The following is a 20,844-nucleotide window of genomic DNA, read 5'->3' as shown; positions in this document are numbered from 1 at the left end:
AAATACTTTTGTTTTATTTCTCTACCTTAATTTTAGTGTAACTGTTTAATATTGTTTTTCTAGAAAAACTTAATATCATATTCCAAAAGTTTTTTTGTAATGTACCGGATGGATTACTAATAAATTTATATTGTACCAAGCTTTCATTTTTCTTTTACAAATATACAGTTGAAATTCAGCGGTAAATGTTCTTATTCCTGGTAAGGTAATCATTGGGTCTATCTTAACTCTTTCACATTCAATAATTCTTATACAATAATATTAATCTTAAAATTTTAATCATGAAAAAATTATTAACCATCTTAGTTTTATTTGGTTTTCTTCTTGCCTACGGGCAAGTTGGAATAAATACAACTACTCCTAAAAGTACTTTGGATATTGATGCATTTGCAGGAACATCTTCTGTTGATGGATTACTTATTCCAAGAGTAGACAGGCAAAGAGCTGAAAATATGACATCTATACCTATTTCTACTATGATCTATGTAAATAATATTTCTACAGGAACACAAACCGGTATAGGTATCAATATAGACTCAGTCGGCTTTTACTATTTTGATGGAACATCGTGGAGACCTATCAACTCTCCTAGTAGCCCGACACAGGGTGCAAATGTTCAAAAGTTAAGGTATTTAGGTCCAACTGATGCTTCAAGAACTCTTATTGTTGATGGTTTCTATGAAGTCAGATTCATAGCAACTACAGCAACTACAGTTAGATTTCAGGTGAGATTGCTAAGTCAGCCGGCAGCAAACTTTGTTTTAATATATAATCGAAGTGCTAATTATAATGGTACTACTAATGCTTTCTCTTCTACATTGACTTTTACACCGACAAATTATGCTACTTGGCAAGATTTTGATGCTCCTACAACAACCGCAGGAGTATCTTATATGTATTCTGGTGCATTTTCATCTCCTGAAAGGATAAATTGCATGAGTTCATATTTCATCTTTTATTGAACAATTATATTAATTTAGCGGTTACTAGTTATTAATTTTTACAAGTATTTGCTTTTTTGGCTTATTATCATGGACATATTTGTTTTCTATATTATTTTTAGTGTAGTTGTTCAATATGTGCTTTTAATATAGCGTATCAATTTCTAATAGTTATGTATTGCCACGCTTTTTACTTCAGGCAATGTGAAAAATTAAATGTCTGTAAAAGCATTGAGAAAAGAGAATATATACAAAGGATTTAACTAATAGACATATCTTTAAAATTGTTGAAAAAATAATTCTGTTAAGTATAAAGTTTGCATTTTGAAAAAAAACTTGAATTTAGAGTCTTCTTTGTCTTTATTTCCGGCAATCTTTTTCTATACACCCAAATAGGAAATACATGTCAGGTAGATGCATATCTGTTTGCTAAGTGATTACTTATATCATCTATTACCATAATAATCTGATGATAACACTCAAAAAAAGGATGCCCGGGCACATTTCTTTTCCATAGTTTTGACTGCGCCCAAAATATGTTTCCGGTGATTCTCACCCCAATTTTGCAGTGCGGTCACTACCTTATCTAATGCAGCCGCATAGTCTGTCGGGAGGTATTCAATAAGAAAAGGATACTCTTGTGTATAACGCGTTTAATCAAGGCATCCTGTTCCAGTTTTTTACAGGTTCAATCGTTACCTTTGAATTCAATACTAATTTTGCTTTGGTAACCGTAATACCGGGATAATTACATTTACTATATGAAATGGGTTTCAGGTAGGTACTGATAGGAATTTTCTGAAAACAGTTCTTCTGTAACTGTACAAGTTACAGAAATCGAAACCAATACTCTTAGCTTTGATTACAATAAAGCCCGGATTTAATATTTGAATATTCCGACGGTATTATTTCGGTAATAAAACAGAAGGAGGATCAAGTTTAATGTTTTTTTGTTTTTAACGGGAAGAAAATCAGATAGATATTGAATCCGTAATCCAAGCCGGGAAATTAATAACAACAATATCTGCTAAGATATTGCTGTTATCTTTTACCAAAGTATAGCTAAAAGCCTAACTGAATGTTAGTAGTTATAAAACTACTGTTTAATAGTGATAATATGATTGATATTCAGTTAAATAAGAAAAAAGTCTTTCTAATTTTGTGTAGTCTCTTTAAAAGAATATTCTACATTTTTGTTTCAGACAGTAGGTATTTCTTTTTAATGATCAGGAATGGCAATACTAATGCCGGACCTTTTAATATTAATATTGGTTTGAAGAACATAATTTAATCTATAGTTTCTAATAAAAAAATACTCCAGTAAGTTACTGATGTGTTTTTAGTAATTGAGTAACATTGTAAATTTTAAACAATATAAACCATAACACATGAAAAAAATTTTATTATTCTCAACATTAGTCTTTGCCGGTTCGTCTTTTGCACAGCTGCATTTAAACCAAACAAGATTTGGTCTTACAGCAGGCGCGAACTATTCAAGAGTGGCAAACGCCCACAATCCCTCTGGTGCAAGATATACTTTTCAAGGTGGCGCCCTGGCTATGATACCAATGGGGAAAACTAATCAATTCTTTATACAGCCAGAACTATTATATTATGGGGCAGGAGAGACTGGAAAAGATAAAAATGAAAAAGGAAAAGATGGTTATGATGCAGTTTATGCCAACAATTATCTGAGTGTACCTATTTATTTTAAAGGATACTTTTCAGAATCTGAGTCAGAATTTTTTGGATTGATAGGTCCAAGATTTAACTTTTTAGTAAATCAGAATGTGAGAAATACTCCTGCCGGGAGATCTTATTATGATCCCGATATTACTGACCCCAAGCAACCCGCAGGAGTAAATGGTAAAGCTAACAATATTAACTGGGGGCTCGGATTAGGAGTAGGATACAGTTTTAAAAGGCAAGTTGAGTTGGCTTTAAGGTATGATCTGGGATTTTCAGATACCTACCCGGGCCTTGTGAATGAAATAGGAGGAAATGATAGTAAAAAATCTGAGCAGGTGATCGCTGTAACCTTAAATTATATCTTTAAATAGATTGCGATAATAAAAAAAGGAAATCCCGAGGATGAATTTCTTCGGGATTTTTGATTTTCCGTGTTGTAAAGTTTAACGTTTTTCAAAAATAGCGACAATACCAAATTGTAAAAAACTTTCAAACATAAATGGGACTTACTCAATTTTGAGAAAGCCCCACCTGTAATTAAAATAAAACTTATGTATAAATACGTCGTCAGTAATAAGGGCGGCAATGGGAATGTAATCTACATTGCCGCACAATAGTTAAAATAACTTAAAAAACACTTTAAAAAGGATATCATGATAACCCATTCTGAGATATAAAATTAATTATGGCTTCATATTATTCTTTTACCTCTTGAATACGTTATATACAAAAATACATTCTTATCACTTAATTACCTATCAGTTAAAAGTAGTATTATCACTAGCAAACGGTAGTTTTTTTACTAATTTGTAACATTCCTCCGGAAATTATCTGTAAGTACAAAAAACGATTAGTTAAATTTCTTATAGATATTTTTCTTAATGTATTTCAATATAAAACTATACATTGTTGGATATCAGTGTGATAAGTGTGTAGTAATTTTACACTGGAAAAAGAATTTTTTACCATCATTTCTTAACTGATAACAAATGGTAAATGTACGCTGATGGAATGGCAGTCCTGTCATGTAACAATCATATAAATTCTTCTTTACTACTCTAATAATCATTAAGCCATAATAAACATAAGATAAGTGAAAAATGCAGCTGTTATTAAGTAGAGGTATGTGTAATTAATATTCTTATTATGATGAAGCAAGAATTTTTATTAAAACTAACACCATATCAGGAAGTTTTTATGACAATTGGAAATTAAACCCGACAAAAGGTGATCCGCATATTATTTTAGATCAAACCTTCGCGGGAGATATTGATATAGAGAAGCTTAATATAAGCCTGATAAAATTTGTTAATAGTAATTTATTGGTTAATAGTAACATAATATATAGAGGAGGAGAATTATTTTGGAAAAGCAGGACTTTGTTATCTAACACTAGTTCGCTACTCATATTTCTTGATGATCAGACGGACTCTCAGGAGCTTTTAAATCTTGTATCCGAACCATTTGATCTTGTAAATGATCAATTGGTGAGATTTTATATAATGGGACAGGATGATGAAAAATATCGGATAATTTATGTCTTCTCAAGTATTCTTATTGATCGGTTGACAGATAATTTCCTATATAGTGAGCTGGGTAAGTATTATAATAATAGCAACTATTGCAATCCGATAAGCCTTGCAGAGCAGTTTCGTCTGCTTGATGAGATGAATAATGAGGTAAGAGCCATATTAAATACTGGTCAGGCGGTCATTGCTGATTTTTGGAGTAAACATTTAGAGAATATTGAAAATCCGGGATTTAAATTTCTAGAAGTATATAATGATAATACTGAAAGTCATCGTATCCCGATAGATGAATTAAACTTTGAATTTTCAGAAGAAGTTCTTTCTAAGATGAAACTGTTAGCAGAAAACTATAAACTGAGTCCCTATGCCTTTGGCCAGATGATATTGGCCATTTTACTCCATCGGATTTCAGGAGTTAACCAACTGATTATTGATTATCCGGTAAGTATTAAAAAACAGCAAAACTATATTTTAAGCTCACATGTTAATACAACAGTTAAAGGCTATTATTTTTCTTCGGATACAAAACTTAAAGATTTAATCAGTCAGAATATTGAGTATGTCAATAACTTATTGAACACTAAAGCAGATTACTTACCTATAAGCGATCTTCTTAAGAATGCCCCAAGACCGGATATTCTGGAGTTTAATTTTTCTCAAGGTGGTTTTAAAGAACTTTTTATTAATTATAATGGAATTACTGATGTGACAGTTAATGATGAACTGGTTATGGACATAGCTGGTAGTATTTCGATTGAACAGGAAATCAAAAACGGAATACTACATTATAATGTATTATATAATAAATCACGGTTTAATCCTCAATTGGTTTTTAACTTCGCCAAGCTTTATAAAAATCTGTTTATTTCTGTTCTGGAGGATTTATCAAATAATAAAATGAATCGGTTAATTTCAGATTATTACTTGCTAAATAATGAAATGTATCACCACGTGATCCATTCTCAGAATGATACGGTAAAATATTATGACCGGGAATCTACCCTTCACGGTTTATTTGAGCAGCAGACTTTCAGAGCTCCTGATCTTACAGCATTGGTGTACGGAGAAAGACGTCTTTCTTACCGTGAACTGAACGAAAAAGCCAATCAGCTGGCTCATTACCTGATTCAGCATTATGATATTTGTCCTGATGAACTCATCCCTGTTTGTTTTAATCGTTCAGAAACGATGGTGATAGGAATATTGGGAGTTTTGAAAGCGGGGGGCGCTTATGTACCTATTGATCCAGGCTATCCTGTAGAGAGGCTTTGTCATATTCTGAGTGATACGGGTTCAAGGCTTGTTCTTGGAGAAGATAACACTGTATCAAAGCTGTATGAATGTATTTTTGAAACCGGAGTAAAAGGTCCTGCAATTTTGAATCTGGATGATAAGGATTCTGCATGTGAAATTCAAAGAAGCTCCCGGGATAATCCTGTTACCGGGGTAAGACCAGATCATCTGGCTTATGTTATCTATACCAGTGGGACCACAGGGAGACCAAAAGGTGTCATGATTGAACACAACGGAGTAGTAAATCTTGTTACTTTTATGATCCGTTCGCACCGTTTTAATGAATATACCCATGTGGGCTGTTATTCCAATTATGTTTTTGATGCATTTGTTAATGAGGTATTTCCTGTGCTTTGCTGTGGTAATACGCTATGGCTGTTTAGTGATGAGCAGAGGCTCTGTGCTGCAGATCTCAACCGCTATATAAAAGATAATGGAATAGAAGTGTCGTTTATTCCTCCTGTATTATTGAAAGAACTGCTTGCTGATACTGCTTTAAAGCTGATTTTTGCTGGAGGTGAGAGCTTCCCTGATATTGACAGGAACTCTTACAGTGATATTGTTTTCCTTAATGAATACGGTCCCACTGAATCCACTGTATGTGCTACTTCCCATGTGTATCATAATGATGGTAATCCTCTCAATATTGGCCGTCCTATTGATAATACATCTGTGTATGTTCTGGACTCCTGTCTTCGTCCGGTTCCTATTGGTGCAGTAGGAGAGCTTTATATCGGAGGGGTAGGAATCTCCAGGGGATACTTAAACCTGCCAGAACTTAGTTCCGAGCGCTTTTTGTCCAACCCTTTCCAGACAGAAGAGGAAAGATCATCAGGCTATAATGGCCGGATTTATAAAACCGGCGATCTTGTGCGTATTCTTCCCAATGGCGACCTTGAATACCTTGGGCGTAACGACTCTCAGATTAAGATTCGCGGTTACCGGATAGAGGCCGGGGAGATTGAGACAGCGCTGGTAGGGTTGCAGGGTATCCGCCAGGCGGTAGTGGAGTGCAGGGAAAACATTACGGGATTAAAATACCTGGCCGCTTACTATGTTTCTGATAGTGCTTTGAAATCGGATTTTATTTCACTGCTTTTATCTGAAGTGCTGCCAGATTATATGATTCCCTCTGCCTATGTTCACTTAAAAGCGTTACCAGTTACCATCAACGGAAAGGTCGACAGAAAGTCCTTACCTGAACCTTTATTTACCGGAGAAACAGAATATGTAAGTCCTCAGACACCTTTACAGGAGCAGCTGGCTGACATTTATGGAGAAGTATTGGGCTTAGATCCCGGTTCTATTGGTATCCATGATGATTTTTTCAGACTGGGAGGAAACAGTATAATGGCCATTAAACTGGTGAATAAAATTTATCAGAAGACCGGCCGGAAGGCTCCGGGAGGAATGGTATTCAGTAATAAAAGCATTGTAAGCTTATCACAGGCTCTTGAAAGCCTGCCGGATTTCGGAGAAGAAGATATTCGTCCTGCAATTGTAAGACATCCCCGGGAACAGTATCTATCATTTGGCCAGGAAAGATTATGGTTTATTGAGAACTATGAAGGAGGAAGCGATGTTTATAATATTCCCATGATTTTGCGTTTGGATAAGGAAACAGATCTCAGATTGTTACAAGAGGCATTGGATATGCTTCTTGAAAGACATGAGATTCTGCGTACCCTTATTTTGATGGATTCTGATGGCTCCGGTTATCAGATTGTGAGTGATCAGTCTTTGGAATTACCTTTGGTAAAAGTTGGAAGCCTGGAAGATTTTATGCAGGTTGTTAATTGGGAACTGAATGAAAGGTTTAATCTTCAGGAAGAACTGCCTGTAAGGGTAAAAGTGCTGGATTATGAAGATGACTATTATCTGTCTTTGGTCATCCATCATATAGCTTTCGATGGCTGGTCTATTGGCATTTTTTTACGTGACTTGAACAGCATTTATCAGTCACTTTCTTCAGGTATTCTTCCTGTGCTTCCTTCTTTACCATTTCAATATAAAGATTTTGCCCTATGGCAAAGAAAATATGTAACTGACAAGATTTTAGACAAGCAGCTGGGGTACTGGCTGGGTGAGCTTTCAGGATTTGAAACGCTGAATCTTCCCTTGGATTTTCAGCGTCCATCCAGAATCAGTTATGAAGGAAAAACACTCAGTTTCAGTATTTCTTCTGAAATAAGTTCACGTTTAAGGATTGTATCGAAGAACTTAGGAGTGAGTTTATATAGTGTCATGCTTAGCGGCTACTATCTGATGCTGTCTTCGTACAGCGGACAGGAAGATCTTATCATCGGTACTCCGGTAGCTAACCGTCACTATCCGGGTCTGGAGAACCTGATCGGTTTTTTTGTCAATATTCTTGTTCTTCGCCAAAAATTGGATTTTAATGTAAGTGTACGTGACTTTATTATCAGCGTATCTTCCGGGGTATTAGGAGGCCAGATACATCAGGACCTTCCTTTTGAAAAGTTAGTGGATGCTTTTAACCTTGAACAGGATTCGTCCCGTCATCCTTTATTTCAGGTGATGTTTGGGCTTCAAAGCTTCGGACCTGTAACTGCAGAAGGGACTGATGAAAATTGTTTTTTCCATCTTTTTGATAGTGGGATAGAGAATGAAACAGCAATGTTTGATCTGACCACGATGATTGATGATCAGAGAGAAGAACTTTGCGGAACATTTAACTTTGCAAAGTCCCTGTTCAAGGAAACTACGATAGAACGGATGATCAGCACCTATCAGTATATTCTTAAACAGTTTTCTGACCTGTTTCAGGGTGAATGCTCGGATGTCAGGCTTAGTGAGATTCACTGGGTTGATGAAGAGATATTAGGTCTTCGGGGAATTTGTTCAGACTATGACAAAGGGGTTACGTTGCACGGTTTATTTGAGCAGCAGACTTTCAGAGCTCCTGATCTTACAGCATTGGTATACGGAGAAAGACGTCTTTCTTACCGTGAACTGAACGAAAAAGCCAATCAGCTGGCTCATTACCTGATTCAGCATTATGATATTTGTCCTGATGAACTCATCCCTGTTTGTTTTAATCGTTCAGAAAAGATGGTGATAGGAATATTGGGAGTTTTGAAAGCGGGGGCGCTTATGCACCTATTGATCCAGGCTATCCTGTAGAGAGGCTTTGTCATATTCTGAGTGATACGGGTTCAAGGCTTGTTCTTGGAGAAGATAACACTGTATCAAAGCTGTATGAATGTATTTTTGAAACCGGAGTAAAAGGTCCTGCAATTTTGAATCTGGATGATAAGAATTCTGCATGTGAAATTCAAAGAAGCTCCCGGGATAATCCTGTTACCGGGGTAAGACCAGATCATCTGGCTTATGTTATCTATACCAGTGGGACCACAGGGAGACCAAAAGGCGTTATGATTGAACACAGCGGAGTAGTAAATTTAATAGAACAACAGGGTTTAATATTGGATCTGGAAGAAGCATTATACCGATCAGAACAGCAAAATTTACTCTGGTATGCTGATTATGTTTTTGACGCGCACGTTTGGGAGGTATATTCGGTATTGGCCTTAGGTCATGTGCTGCATATTTTGCCTAACGAAATGAGAACTGATCTGGAAATGTTGCGTGCATATATTACTAAACATCAAATTAAAGTTGCTACAATTCCTCCTGCACTCCTTGACAAAGACTCAATTTTACCAGTGGAGAAAATTATTGTTGCCGGAGATATTACAAATCCTGAAATCATGAAGTGTTACAAGAAAGCAGGAATTGATGTGATTAATGCTTATGGTCCTACGGAAACAACAGTATGTGCTACCTATCATCATTACAGTGAAGATGATAATCCTCTTAATATTGGTCAACCTATTGGCAATACTTCGGTATATATTCTTGACTCCTATTTACGCCTTGTTCCCATTGGTGCAATAGGAGAACTTTATATCGCCGGAGTTGGTTTGGCACGTGGATATTTAAATCTCACAAGGCTTACTGCAGAACGATTTTTATTTAACCCTTTCCAGACAGAAGAGGAAAAAAATCAAATTCTAACAGAAGGATTTACAAGACCGGTGACCTTGTACGTATTCTTCCCAACGGTGACCTTGAATACCTTGGGCGTAACGATTCTCAGATTAAGATTCGCGGTTACCGGATAGAGGCCGGGGAAATCGAAGCAGCTCTTGTAGGACTAAGTGGTATTCGCAAGGCTGTGCTGATAACAAGGGAAAGCAAAGTTGGACTAAAATATCTTACTGCTTACTATGTCTCTGATCTTCCATTTGAACCTTTTGATCTTGCAGCAGCATTATCAAAAGTGCTTCCAGATCATATGGTCCCTTCAGCTTACGTTCATTTAAATGAACTTCCGTTAACGATAAATGGTAAATTGGATAAAAAATCATTACCAGAACCTTTATTAACGGGCGAAACAAAATATGTTGCCGCCAGAAACGAAATAGAGGAGCAATTGGTATGGATTTATGGAGAAGTTCTGGCTCTCGATCCTGATCAAATTAGTATTTATGATGATTTTTTCAGATTGGGAGGGAACAGCATTATGGCAATTAAGCTAATTGCAAAGATTAATCAGTCCCTGAACAGACAGATCAGTGTCTCAGCTGTATTTGGTAATAAAAGTATTGCTGAACTGACTAATGTGATTGAGGGGCTATCTAATACAGAGAAAGTATACATAGATCAGGTATATATTGAATTTGAAGAGGAACAGCTTTTGTCATTTTCTCAGGAAGGATTATGGTTTATAGATCAATTTAAAGGTGGAAATAACGCATATAATATACCGCTGGCATTCCGTATAGACAAAGGTGTAGATATTTCCATTCTGGCTGAATCTCTGATGATTCTCATACAGAGACATGAAATTCTTAGAAGTTTGATTTTGACAAACAGTGATGGGGTGGGTTATCAAAAGCTGACAGACTATTATTGGGAACCGGCTGTCCATAAGGTCAGTAGTTTTAAAGATCTGGAAGCTGAGCTGTCTAAAGAAGCGAAGAGAACCTTTTGTTTATCAGAAGAAATTCCGGTTTCTATACATGTTTTTTCAATGAATGATGATTGTTACCTGTCTGTCGTTTTTCATCACATTGCGTTTGATGGTTGGTCTGTTGAAATTTTCTTGCGTGAACTTTATACAATTTACGAGGCATTATCTTCTGGGTGTCAATATGAGCTTCAGGTATTGGATTTTCAATATAAGGATTATGCATTATGGCAGCGAAACTATCTTAAAAATACAATTTTAGAAAAACAAACTGAGTATTGGAAGTCCTATCTCAAAAGTTTTGAAACCTTAAATCTTCCTTTGGATTTTAAACGTCCTTCAGAAATCTCATATAAAGGCAGCAATATTTTATTTATAATACCTTCACAAATAAGTTCTGACATCAGATCTTTAGCCAAAAAGCTTGGCGTTAGCCTTTATAGTGTAATGCTTAGTGGATACTATCTCATGTTATCTTCTTTTTCTGGGCAGAACGATATTGTTGTGGGATCACCATTTGCCAATCGTCATTATGACGGATTGGAGAATATGATAGGATTATTTGTGAATACGCTGGTTCTTCGCGAAACAATAGACTTTGATATAGATATCAGCGCGTTTATTCAAAAAGTTTCTACCTCAGTTTCCGGAGCACAGCTCAATCAGGATCTTCCTTTTGAAAAATTGGTTAATGTTCTTGATATTGAACATGATCATTCAAGGCATCCTATCTTCCAGGTCATGTTTGGTTTCGAAAGTTTTAGCAAAGTAACTGATGATATATATAAAGGAAATTCTTTCCTTCATCCTTTTGAAGGGTATGTATCTTATGATACTGCTAAGTTTGATATCACTACCATGATTAATGATTCTGACGAAGTTTTATCAGGATCATTTAATTATGCAAGTTCTCTTTATACAGAATCCACAATAGAGAAAATGAAATCTACTTATCTTTATATTTTAAAGCAGATGGCAGCATTGCATCATTCCGGAGGATCGGAAGTAAAGCTTTCAAAACTTCAGCTGCTAGGGGCAGAAGATTATAACTGGTTTTCGCTGCTCAATGGAACCTATTCAGTTTATAACAGGGATGCTACAATACACACGGTATTTGAAAGGCAGGTTTCCCGAACTCCAAGACAAACAGCCTTAGTTTATCAAAATGTAAAACTAACATACCAGGAACTTAATGAGAGATCGAACCGTCTTGCTCATTATTTAATTACAAAATATAAAATAAAACCTGACGAACTTATTCCTTTATGCTTATACCGCTCAGAACAGATGATTATTGCGATTCTTGCAGTGCTTAAAGCAGGAGGGGCATATGTCCCTCTGGAACCGAGTTTTCCGCCGGAAAGAAGGAAACATATTCTTCCGGATACCGGAGCACGTATGATAATTACCGAAGAATCCTGTGTGGCTAAACTGGGATATGATATATCAGATATTATTTGTCTTGATAATGAAAAGATCATTAAGGAACTTGCCGCCTGTAGAAATGATAATCCTGAAACTGAAGTGAAATCAAATGATTTAGCGTATGTTATTTATACCAGCGGAACAACAGGTAAACCTAAAGGTGTAATGATAGAACATACGAGTGTTATTAATCTCACAGAAGGATTAAGGGGTGTATATAGCTTTTGCGAAACAGGCAGATTAATGGCTTATACTTCTTATGTTTTTGATGTTTCCGTTGCAGAGATTTTCAGTGCATTATTGTATGGCAACGAACTACACATCTTAGATGAATCTACCAAAAAGGACATTGAGCTGGTTAAAGAATATATTTTAACTCATGATATTACCCATGCTTATCTTCCTCCTGTAATACTTTCTTTATTGCCCCATTGCGATTTCCCTTCTTTGCAGACTTTGATGTACGCAGGTGAGCCAGGTGATGAAGAAACCGGGAAGTACTGGTCCCTTCATAAGAACGTATATAATTTATACGGTCCTACTGAATGTACAATATATTCAACTTTTAAACAAATTAGGTATGATAACAGCAATCCTCTCAATATCGGCCGTCCTATTGATAATACATCTGTGTATGTTCTGGACTCCTATCTTCGTCCGGTTCCTATTGGTGCAATAGGAGAGCTTTATATCGGAGGGGCAGGAATCTCCAGGGGATACTTAAACCTACCAGAACTTAGTTCCGAGCGCTTTTTGTCTAACCCTTTCCAGACAGAAGAGGAAAGATCATCAGGCTATAATGGCCGGATTTATAAAACCGGCGATCTTGTGCGTATTCTTCCCAATGGCGACCTTGAATACCTCGGACGTAACGACTCTCAGATTAAGATTCGCGGTTACCGGATAGAGGCCGGGGAAGTTGAGACAGCGCTGGTTGGGTTGCAGGGTATCCGCCAGGCGGTAGTGGAGTGCAGGGAAAACATTACTGGATTAAAATACCTGGCCGCTTACTATGTTTCTGATAAACCTTTGAAATCCGATGCTATTTCACTGCTTTTATCTGAAGTGCTGCCAGATTATATGATTCCTTCTGCCTATGTTCACTTAAAAGCGTTACCAGTTACCATCAACGGAAAGGTCGACAGAAAGTCCTTACCTGAACCTTTATTTACCGGAGAAACAGAATATGTAATTCCTCAGACACCTTTACAGGAGCAGCTGGCTGACATTTATGGAGAAGTATTGGGTTTAGATCCCGGTTCTATTGGTATCCATGATGATTTTTTCAGACTGGGAGGAAACAGTATAATGGCCATTAAACTGGTGAATAAAATTTATCAGAAGACCGGCCGGAAGGCTTCGGGAGGAATGGTATTCAGTAATAAAAGCATTGTAAGCTTATCACAGGCTCTTGAAAGCCTGCCGGATTTCGGAGAAGAAGATATTCGTCCTGCAATTGTAAGACATCCCCGGGAACAGTATCTATCATTTGGCCAGGAAAGGTTATGGTTTATTGAGAACTATGAAGGAGGAAGCGATGTTTATAATATTCCCATGATTTTGCGTTTGGATAAGGAAACAGATCTCAGATTGTTACAAGAGGCATTGGATATGCTTCTTGAAAGACATGAGATTCTGCGTACCCTTATTTTGATGGATTCTGATGGCTCCGGTTATCAGATTGTGAGTGATCAGTCTTTGGAATTACCTTTGGTAAAAGTTGGAAGCCTGGAAGATTTTATGCAGGTTGTTAGTAGGGAACTGAATGAAAGGTTTAATCTTCAGGAAGAACTGCCTGTGAGGGTAAAAGTGCTGGATTATGAAGATGATTATTATCTGTCTTTGGTCATCCATCATATAGCTTTCGATGGCTGGTCTATTGGCATTTTTTTACGTGACTTGAACAGCATTTATCAGTCACTTTCTTCAGGTATTCTTCCTGTGCTTCCTTCTTTACCATTTCAATATAAAGATTTTGCCCTGTGGCAAAGAAAATATGTGACTGAAAAGATTTTAGACAAGCAGCTGGGGTACTGGCTGGGTGAGCTTTCAGGATTTGAAACGCTGAATCTTCCCTTGGATTTTCAGCGTCCATCCAGAATCAGTCATGAAGGAAAAACACTCAGTTTCAGTATTTCTTCTGAAATAAGTTCACGTTTAAGGATTGTATCGAAGAACTTAGGAGTGAGTTTATATAGTGTCATGCTTAGTGGCTATTATCTGATGCTGTCTTCGTACAGCGGACAGGAAGATCTTATCATCGGTACTCCGGTAGCTAACCGTCACTATCCGGGTCTGGAGAACCTGATCGGTTTTTTTGTCAATATTCTTGTTCTTCGCCAAAAATTGGATTTTAATGTAAGTGTACATGACTTTATTATCAGCGTATCTTCCGGGGTATTAGGAGGCCAGATACATCAGGACCTTCCTTTTGAAAAGTTAGTGGATGCCCTTAACCTTGAACAGGATTCGTCCCGTCATCCTTTATTTCAGGTGATGTTTGGGCTTCAAAGCTTCGGACCTGTAACTGCAAAAGGGACTGATGAAAATTGTTTTTTCCATCTTTTTGATAGTGGGATAGAGAATGAAACAGCAATGTTTGATCTGACCACGATGATTGATGATCAGAGAGAAGAACTTTGCGGAACATTTAACTTTGCAACGTCCCTGTTCAAGGAAACTACGATAGAACAGATGATCAGCACCTATCAGTATATTCTTAAACAGTTTTCTGACCTGTTCCAGGGTGGATCTTCAGATGTCAGGCTTAGTGAGATTCACTGGGTTGATGAAGAGATATCAGGTCTTCGGGGAATTTGTTCAGACTATGACAAAGAGGTTACATTACACGGTTTATTTGAGCAGCAGACTTTCAGAGCTCCTGATCTTACAGCATTGGTATACGGAGAAAGACGTCTTTCTTACCGTGAACTGAACGAAAAAGCCAATCAGCTGGCTCATTACCTGATTCAGCATTATGATATTTGTCCTGATGAACTCATCCCTGTTTGTTTTAATCGTTCAGAAAAGATGGTGATAGGAATATTGGGAGTTCTGAAAGCGGGGGCGCTTATGTACCTATTGATCCAGGCTATCCTGTAGAGAGGCTTTGTCATATTCTGAGTGATACGGGTTCAAGGTTGGTTCTTGGAGAAGATAACACTGTATCAAAGCTGTATGAATGTATTTTTGAAACCGGAGTAAAAGGTCCTGCAATTTTGAATCTGGATGATAAGGATTCCGCATGTGAAATTCAAAGAAGCTCCCGGGATAATCCTGTTACTGATGTAAGACCAGATCATCTGGCGTATGTTATCTATACCAGTGGGACCACAGGGAGACCAAAAGGCGTTATGATTGAACACAGCGGAGTAGTAAATCTTGTTACTTTTATGATCCGTTCGCACCGTTTTAATGAATATACCCATGTGGGCTGTTATTCAAATTATGTTTTTGATGCATTTGTTAATGAGATATTTCCTGTGCTTTGCTGTGGTAATACGCTATGGCTGTTTAGTGATGAGCAGAGGCTCTGTGCTGCAGATCTCAACCGCTATATAAAAGATAATGGAATAGAAGTGTCGTTTATTCCTCCTGTATTACTGAAAGAACTGCTTGCTGATACTGCTTTAAAGCTGATTTTTGCCGGAGGTGAGAGCTTCCCTGATATTGACAGGAACTCTTACAGTGATATTGTTTTCCTTAATGAATACGGTCCTACTGAATCCACTGTATGTGCTACTTCCCATGTGTATCATAATGATGGTAATCCTCTCAATATCGGCCGTCCTATTGATAATACATCTGTGTATGTTCTGGACTCCTATCTTCGTCCGGTTCCTATTGGTGCAATAGGAGAGCTTTATATCGGAGGGGCAGGAATCTCCAGGGGATACTTAAACCTACCAGAACTTAGTTCCGAGCGCTTTTTGTCTAACCCTTTCCAGACAGAAGAGGAAAGATCATCAGGCTATAATGGCCGGATTTATAAAACCGGCGATCTTGTGCGTATTCTTCCCAATGGCGACCTTGAATACCTCGGACGTAACGACTCCCAGATTAAGATTCGCGGTTACCGGATAGAGGCCGGGGAAGTTGAGACAGCGCTGGTTGGGTTGCAGGGTATCCGCCAGGCGGTAGTGGAGTGCAGGGAAAACATTACGGGATTAAAATACCTGGCCGCTTACTATGTTTCTGATAGACCTTTGAAATCCGATGCTATTTCACTGCTTTTATCTGAAGTGCTGCCAGATTATATGATTCCTTCTGCCTATGTTCACTTAAAAGCGTTACCAGTTACCATCAACGGAAAGGTCGACAGAAAGTCCTTACCTGAACCTTTATTTACCGGAGAAACAGAATATGTAATTCCTCAGACACCTTTACAGGAGCAGCTGGCTGACATTTATGGAGAAGTATTGGGTTTAGATCCCGGTTCTATTGGTATCCATGATGATTTTTTCAGATTGGGAGGAAACAGTATAATGGCCATTAAACTGGTGAATAAAATTTATCAGAAAACAGGGATACAACTTAAAGTTATTGATGTTTTTAATGAAAAGACCATTAAAAAAATAAGTTTGATCATCAATTATTATGAGCCTGAGTATAAGGCCGTAACATCTTTAAATCATGTACCTGGAATGCCTAAAGTTTTCATGATTCATCCCGGAGGTGCGGGATGTGAAGTTTACAAGGAACTTGCTGAAAAACTAAAACCCTATTATCATTGCTACGGAGTAGATTCCTATAATTTATACCATATTGAAAAGATAAGTAATCTTCATAATCTTGCCATATATTACCTGAATCATATGGACGCAATACAGAAAACCAGCCATCAGGAAGAGTATGTTTTGATTGGATGGTGTTTAGGTGGGCAGATTGCTCTGGAGATTGCATCAATTTTAGAAAGTAGAGGCTATAAAAACATTACGATACTGATGTTGGATACAATACTCAGAGCTGAAGACCCAGAACTGATGAAACTTTCTTCTCCACCATCTGATGAAGCAATTAGTGAGCAGTTTAATACTCCAATAGGCAGTGAACTTTTCATAGCATCCAAAAAGTTTGTTTTGGCTGAACACAGTATTGTTGGACAGGGGATTTCCACTTGTCTGAAGTTCACAAAGATGATATTATTAAAGGCGATGACCAAGGGAGAAAAAGAAAATCAGCTGCTTTTTGATCATGTCCATCAGTTAGAATGTAATAATGTTGAAAAAATAACAGAGGATCGCAGCCAACTAACTGTATACCCGGTTCAAACATCGCACCAGGATATTGTAAAGGAGAACAAATTTATCATAGACATCATCAAAAGTTTATACAAAATTCATAAAAAAATGAATCTCAATAATTTAAATAAGACTTTTAAAGTTTTTTTGTTTAATTAGTTGTGTAGCCGGATTATTTTCCGGCTGCTTTTCATTATGACCAAAACCCTATCCCAATACTAATGTTAGCTAGTTCTAACCAAAAGATATGAATGAATTACAAATAATATGCAGCCTTATCATTGTTTAGTAGTGATAATATTACAATCCATACAATATAAACCTACATCTTATTCCTAGTTCCATATTGTATAAGTCTTAAATTTACAAAAAAGTAGAGGAACTACATTTTCATCGCAAGCTTTAAGGTTAACAACAATGTTGTAAATAGTGAACAATTGAGTATTAGCTATTGTTGTTGGCTAGAATAACCTAAAACAATGTATTGCTATGGAAAAAAATACCTTTCTTTCTAATGTTGTTGATTTATTTAGTAACAGCATGTGAACAGCCTGGAAAGACAAAACTATTTAAGGGTGAAAAGCAGACTCATACCAATAAGGTGATTAAGAACGTATATCTTGATGATCAATTTACAGAGGATGAAATGGAAGTTATTATTAATACGGTTACCAACATGGTGACCATACATTTGGCTGGAGAGACTCATGAGCTTAAGAAAAGTATCGATTTACCTGAATATACTGCAGAAAATAGTGAATATCGATTTTCCGATATTAATGGCGAGATCACTTTCTTAAACCGAAATCTTAATATGGTTGTTTTTCATCATACAAAGGAACCTGAGCGACAACAGAAACTTAGAAAAATATCCTACTAATAATTCCGATAACCATGGAAATGATAAATATGAATAAAGCTTTTAAGGCGATAAAGACAATTGTGATGAAATTCTTTGCCTGTTTCATCATTTTAGGTGGTGGCTCTTTTGTATTTTGTCAGATCAGTCCCTGGCCGGAGGCTATGCTGATACGTCTTGCTTTCAACAAAACAGGAAAAAAACAGCAAAAGCCCTTCAGCCTTTCGTACCTGCCGGAGTGGCTTCGATAGGCAATCTGCAATATCAAAAGGACGATAAAGACGCTTACCTTGATATTTACTATCCGCAATCTCTGATCAAAATTCGAAAAATACTTCCTACTATCATGTGGATTCATGGTGGTGGGTGGGTTTCCGGAAGTAAAGAGAATGTTGCCAATTATTGTAAAATTCTTGCGGCAAAGGGATTTACGGTGGTCGCCATTAATTATTCCATTGCTCCGGAACATACTTATCCTACTCCTGTCATTCAGGCTAATCAGGCATTGGACTATCTTATAAATAACAGCAAGAGTCTTCATGTTGATCCTGAGACCATCATCATTGCAGGTGATTCAGGTGGAGCTCATATTGCTGCACAGCTAGCCAATATTATTTCTGAACCGTCTTATGCCACTGAGATGAAAATGTTTCCTTCCATTACAAGATCACAGCTTTCTGGTGTAATTTTATTTTGTGGTGCTTATGATCTCAAACAAGTAGATTTTGAAGGAAAGTATAAAAGGTTTTTAAAGACTGTTCTTTGGGCATACACGGGAACTGAAGATTTTCTGACAGATCCCAAGATCGCTCCTGCTTCAGTATACAATTATATTTCGTCAACATTTCCGCCGGCATTTATTAGTGTTGGGAATGGAGATCCATTGGCGGGTCAATCCCATTCGTTAGCCCGCAGGCTGACTGAAATGAATGTCAAAGTTGATACTTTATTTTATCCCCGCGAGTATAGTCCGGCATTGCCACACGAATATCAGTTTAATTTAAAAGAGGATGCAGGAAAACAAGCAATGGAGAAAGTTTCAGCTTTCCTAACTTCAGCTGTTAAAAAATAACAGATTCAAATAATAAACTTAAAATATACCATGAAAAAAATCTCTATCTTATTTATTGCTTTTACCTCGTTTTTCTATGCTCAAAAAGTGGAAATGTCAGGTGGTGAATATACCTATTCTAGAACCATAACTACTGGCATGCAAAAAAATGAAATGTACCTGATTCTGAAAAATTGGATTGCGAATAATTCCAACCAGTATACCCTTACTAAGAATGATCAGAAATCTGGTGTTCTATACTTTGAACAACGGTTGCCTTTAATGCATTATAACGATTCACAATCTACAATTCCATCCTACACCAACGTCATCGAAATTACAAACAGACAAATAATATACAGGGCAGAGCAAATCATATTTCAGGATTTTTTGGTGGGATGACCAATACCAGAAATGATTATGGAAGTCTGCTTAGAAGGATTGGTTTTTCTGTGTCTACTATTAATCAGCTTAAAGGGTTACTTCAAAAAGAGGAAAATTTTAAGAACAAATTTAATATTAAAAAAGAAATCTCAGCGGAAAATGACAATTTGAATAAGCTTAATATGATCAATACATCGTTGATAGAAAATTTTTCAGCTAATGCTGAGGCTATAGCTAAACAAATAAGCGGTACTTATCTGAAGTAATTTTATAGTGTTTTTTACAGCTGGATAAAGTTAAAACTACAGGTTGTCAAGGTTGTATATAAAATTAAGGTAGTACATTGCTACAATAAATATACAAAAAAATTACACTTCATTTGGTAAGTAAATGTTATAGTTAATTTTATTGGTGTGAAAAAGAAAGGGATGGCGTAGTTTAACATAATTAAATTCTATTATCATAATTTGTGGTTTTACCGGAGAATTCATCCCGCTCCGGTCTTTATCAAAAACAATTATGCACTCGGATGTTGCATATAAAAGCTTAAATAATCCCTTAAAGAAATAATATACAATTGGTTTTTATAAATAGATGGTTTCATTTTTTTTGAAATTGGTTTATCAAAATTTGATGATAAACCGTGATTTTCATTTAATTTAGACCATTCATAATTAATCATTATGAATGGTTTTTTGTATTGCTTTTTGATCTAATGCACAACAGATCAAGATTACTAATTAATACCCAACCTATTATATAGCTGAAGCTGCCATATCTCCACAATCTCACTCAGCATCATGGGGGTCATTGTAGCATTATATGAATGGGGAATCAGAGTAAATTGTGTGTTAATAAGATCCGAAACGTAGGGTATCATGATATCGGCTTCAGGAATTCCATTTGAACAAGAATCCTGACATAAAACGAAGCCTCAGAAATTCCATCTTGACTACCTTTTCCAGAAGTTAATATTTTACATAGTTGTCTATTTCGGTAAGAATTCTGATAAAGTTTAAAAGCAACAATAAGCCTTGAATAAGAAATAATACTAGGGTGATGAATTTGATTCAGATCGACTGTTTCTCCTCTTAGAATTATAATTACTGATGAACAAAAAACTGAACGAATCGGGGTGCGAATGCTTCCTTGCAGATAGTTTGCAGTGAGCCTCCCTAAATACCGGTTTTTATTAACGCAGTAATCACTAATACTATTTAATCCTACCTGCTGCCTTATATTTATTCTTTTTCTTAAAATAATAATGATGAGAGCGATTGTGAAAAGTAGAATAAAAGGATCGATCAGTATTTTGATGATTGCGAAAAAGAAACAGAGAAGTATTTTCATGCTTTGATAATCAATAAGTAATAGTCGATAAAAATATTGTAGTTATAATATTACATTGTTTTCAATGTAATATTATATTGTTTCTCTAAC

Annotated in this window: 7 protein-coding genes and 2 pseudogenes; all 9 read left to right on the top strand. The window is 36.5% G+C overall.

Annotated features, from left to right (window positions below; genetic code table 11):
• Positions 1-281: 281 nt before the first annotated feature.
• The 9 genes and pseudogenes from OWR28_RS14920 to OWR28_RS14875 all read left to right on the top strand — a co-directional run bounded on the left by OWR28_RS14920 (position 282) and on the right by OWR28_RS14875 (position 19,670).
• Positions 282-962 (top strand): phage tail-like protein, encoded by a 681-nt coding sequence (locus tag OWR28_RS14920; RefSeq protein ID WP_332387269.1) that lies wholly within the window; start codon positions 282-284, stop codon positions 960-962.
• A gap of 1,367 nt (positions 963-2,329) precedes the next feature.
• Positions 2,330-3,001 (top strand): porin family protein, encoded by a 672-nt coding sequence (locus OWR28_RS14915; RefSeq protein ID WP_332387268.1) that lies wholly within the window; start codon positions 2,330-2,332, stop codon positions 2,999-3,001.
• A 951-nt stretch (positions 3,002-3,952) separates the two neighbouring features.
• A pseudogene (locus tag OWR28_RS14910) lies at positions 3,953-9,597 on the top strand (amino acid adenylation domain-containing protein).
• A 173-nt stretch (positions 9,598-9,770) separates the two neighbouring features.
• A pseudogene (locus tag OWR28_RS14900) lies at positions 9,771-15,950 on the top strand (AMP-binding protein); the annotation flags it as partial.
• Between the two features lie 176 nt (positions 15,951-16,126).
• Positions 16,127-17,269, top strand: coding sequence for a thioesterase domain-containing protein (locus OWR28_RS27050; RefSeq protein WP_494168474.1), 1,143 nt, complete (start codon positions 16,127-16,129; stop codon positions 17,267-17,269).
• A 325-nt stretch (positions 17,270-17,594) separates the two neighbouring features.
• Positions 17,595-17,990 (top strand): hypothetical protein, encoded by a 396-nt coding sequence (locus OWR28_RS14890; protein WP_332387265.1) that lies wholly within the window; start codon positions 17,595-17,597, stop codon positions 17,988-17,990.
• Positions 17,991-18,105: 115 nt separating this feature from the next.
• Entirely contained in the window at positions 18,106-19,041 is a 936-nt protein-coding gene (locus OWR28_RS14885) for an alpha/beta hydrolase (RefSeq protein WP_332387264.1), read from the top strand.
• A gap of 30 nt (positions 19,042-19,071) precedes the next feature.
• Positions 19,072-19,422 carry a hypothetical protein gene (locus OWR28_RS14880; RefSeq protein ID WP_332387263.1) on the top strand — a complete coding sequence of 117 codons (351 nt, stop codon included), beginning with the start codon at positions 19,072-19,074 and terminating at the stop codon, positions 19,420-19,422.
• The gene (locus OWR28_RS14875; protein WP_332387262.1) at positions 19,419-19,670 is read left to right on the top strand and encodes a hypothetical protein; all 252 of its coding nucleotides are present in this window, start codon (positions 19,419-19,421) and stop codon (positions 19,668-19,670) included. The genes OWR28_RS14880 and OWR28_RS14875 overlap by 4 nt, the downstream gene beginning before the upstream one ends.
• Positions 19,671-20,844 lie beyond the last annotated feature (1,174 nt).

The sequence above is a fragment of the Chryseobacterium sp. 1B4 genome, from assembly GCF_036631475.1.
Taxonomy (GTDB): domain Bacteria; phylum Bacteroidota; class Bacteroidia; order Flavobacteriales; family Weeksellaceae; genus Chryseobacterium.
Note: the sequence above shows the minus strand (reverse complement) of the source record. Positions and strands in the feature narration are given on the sequence as shown.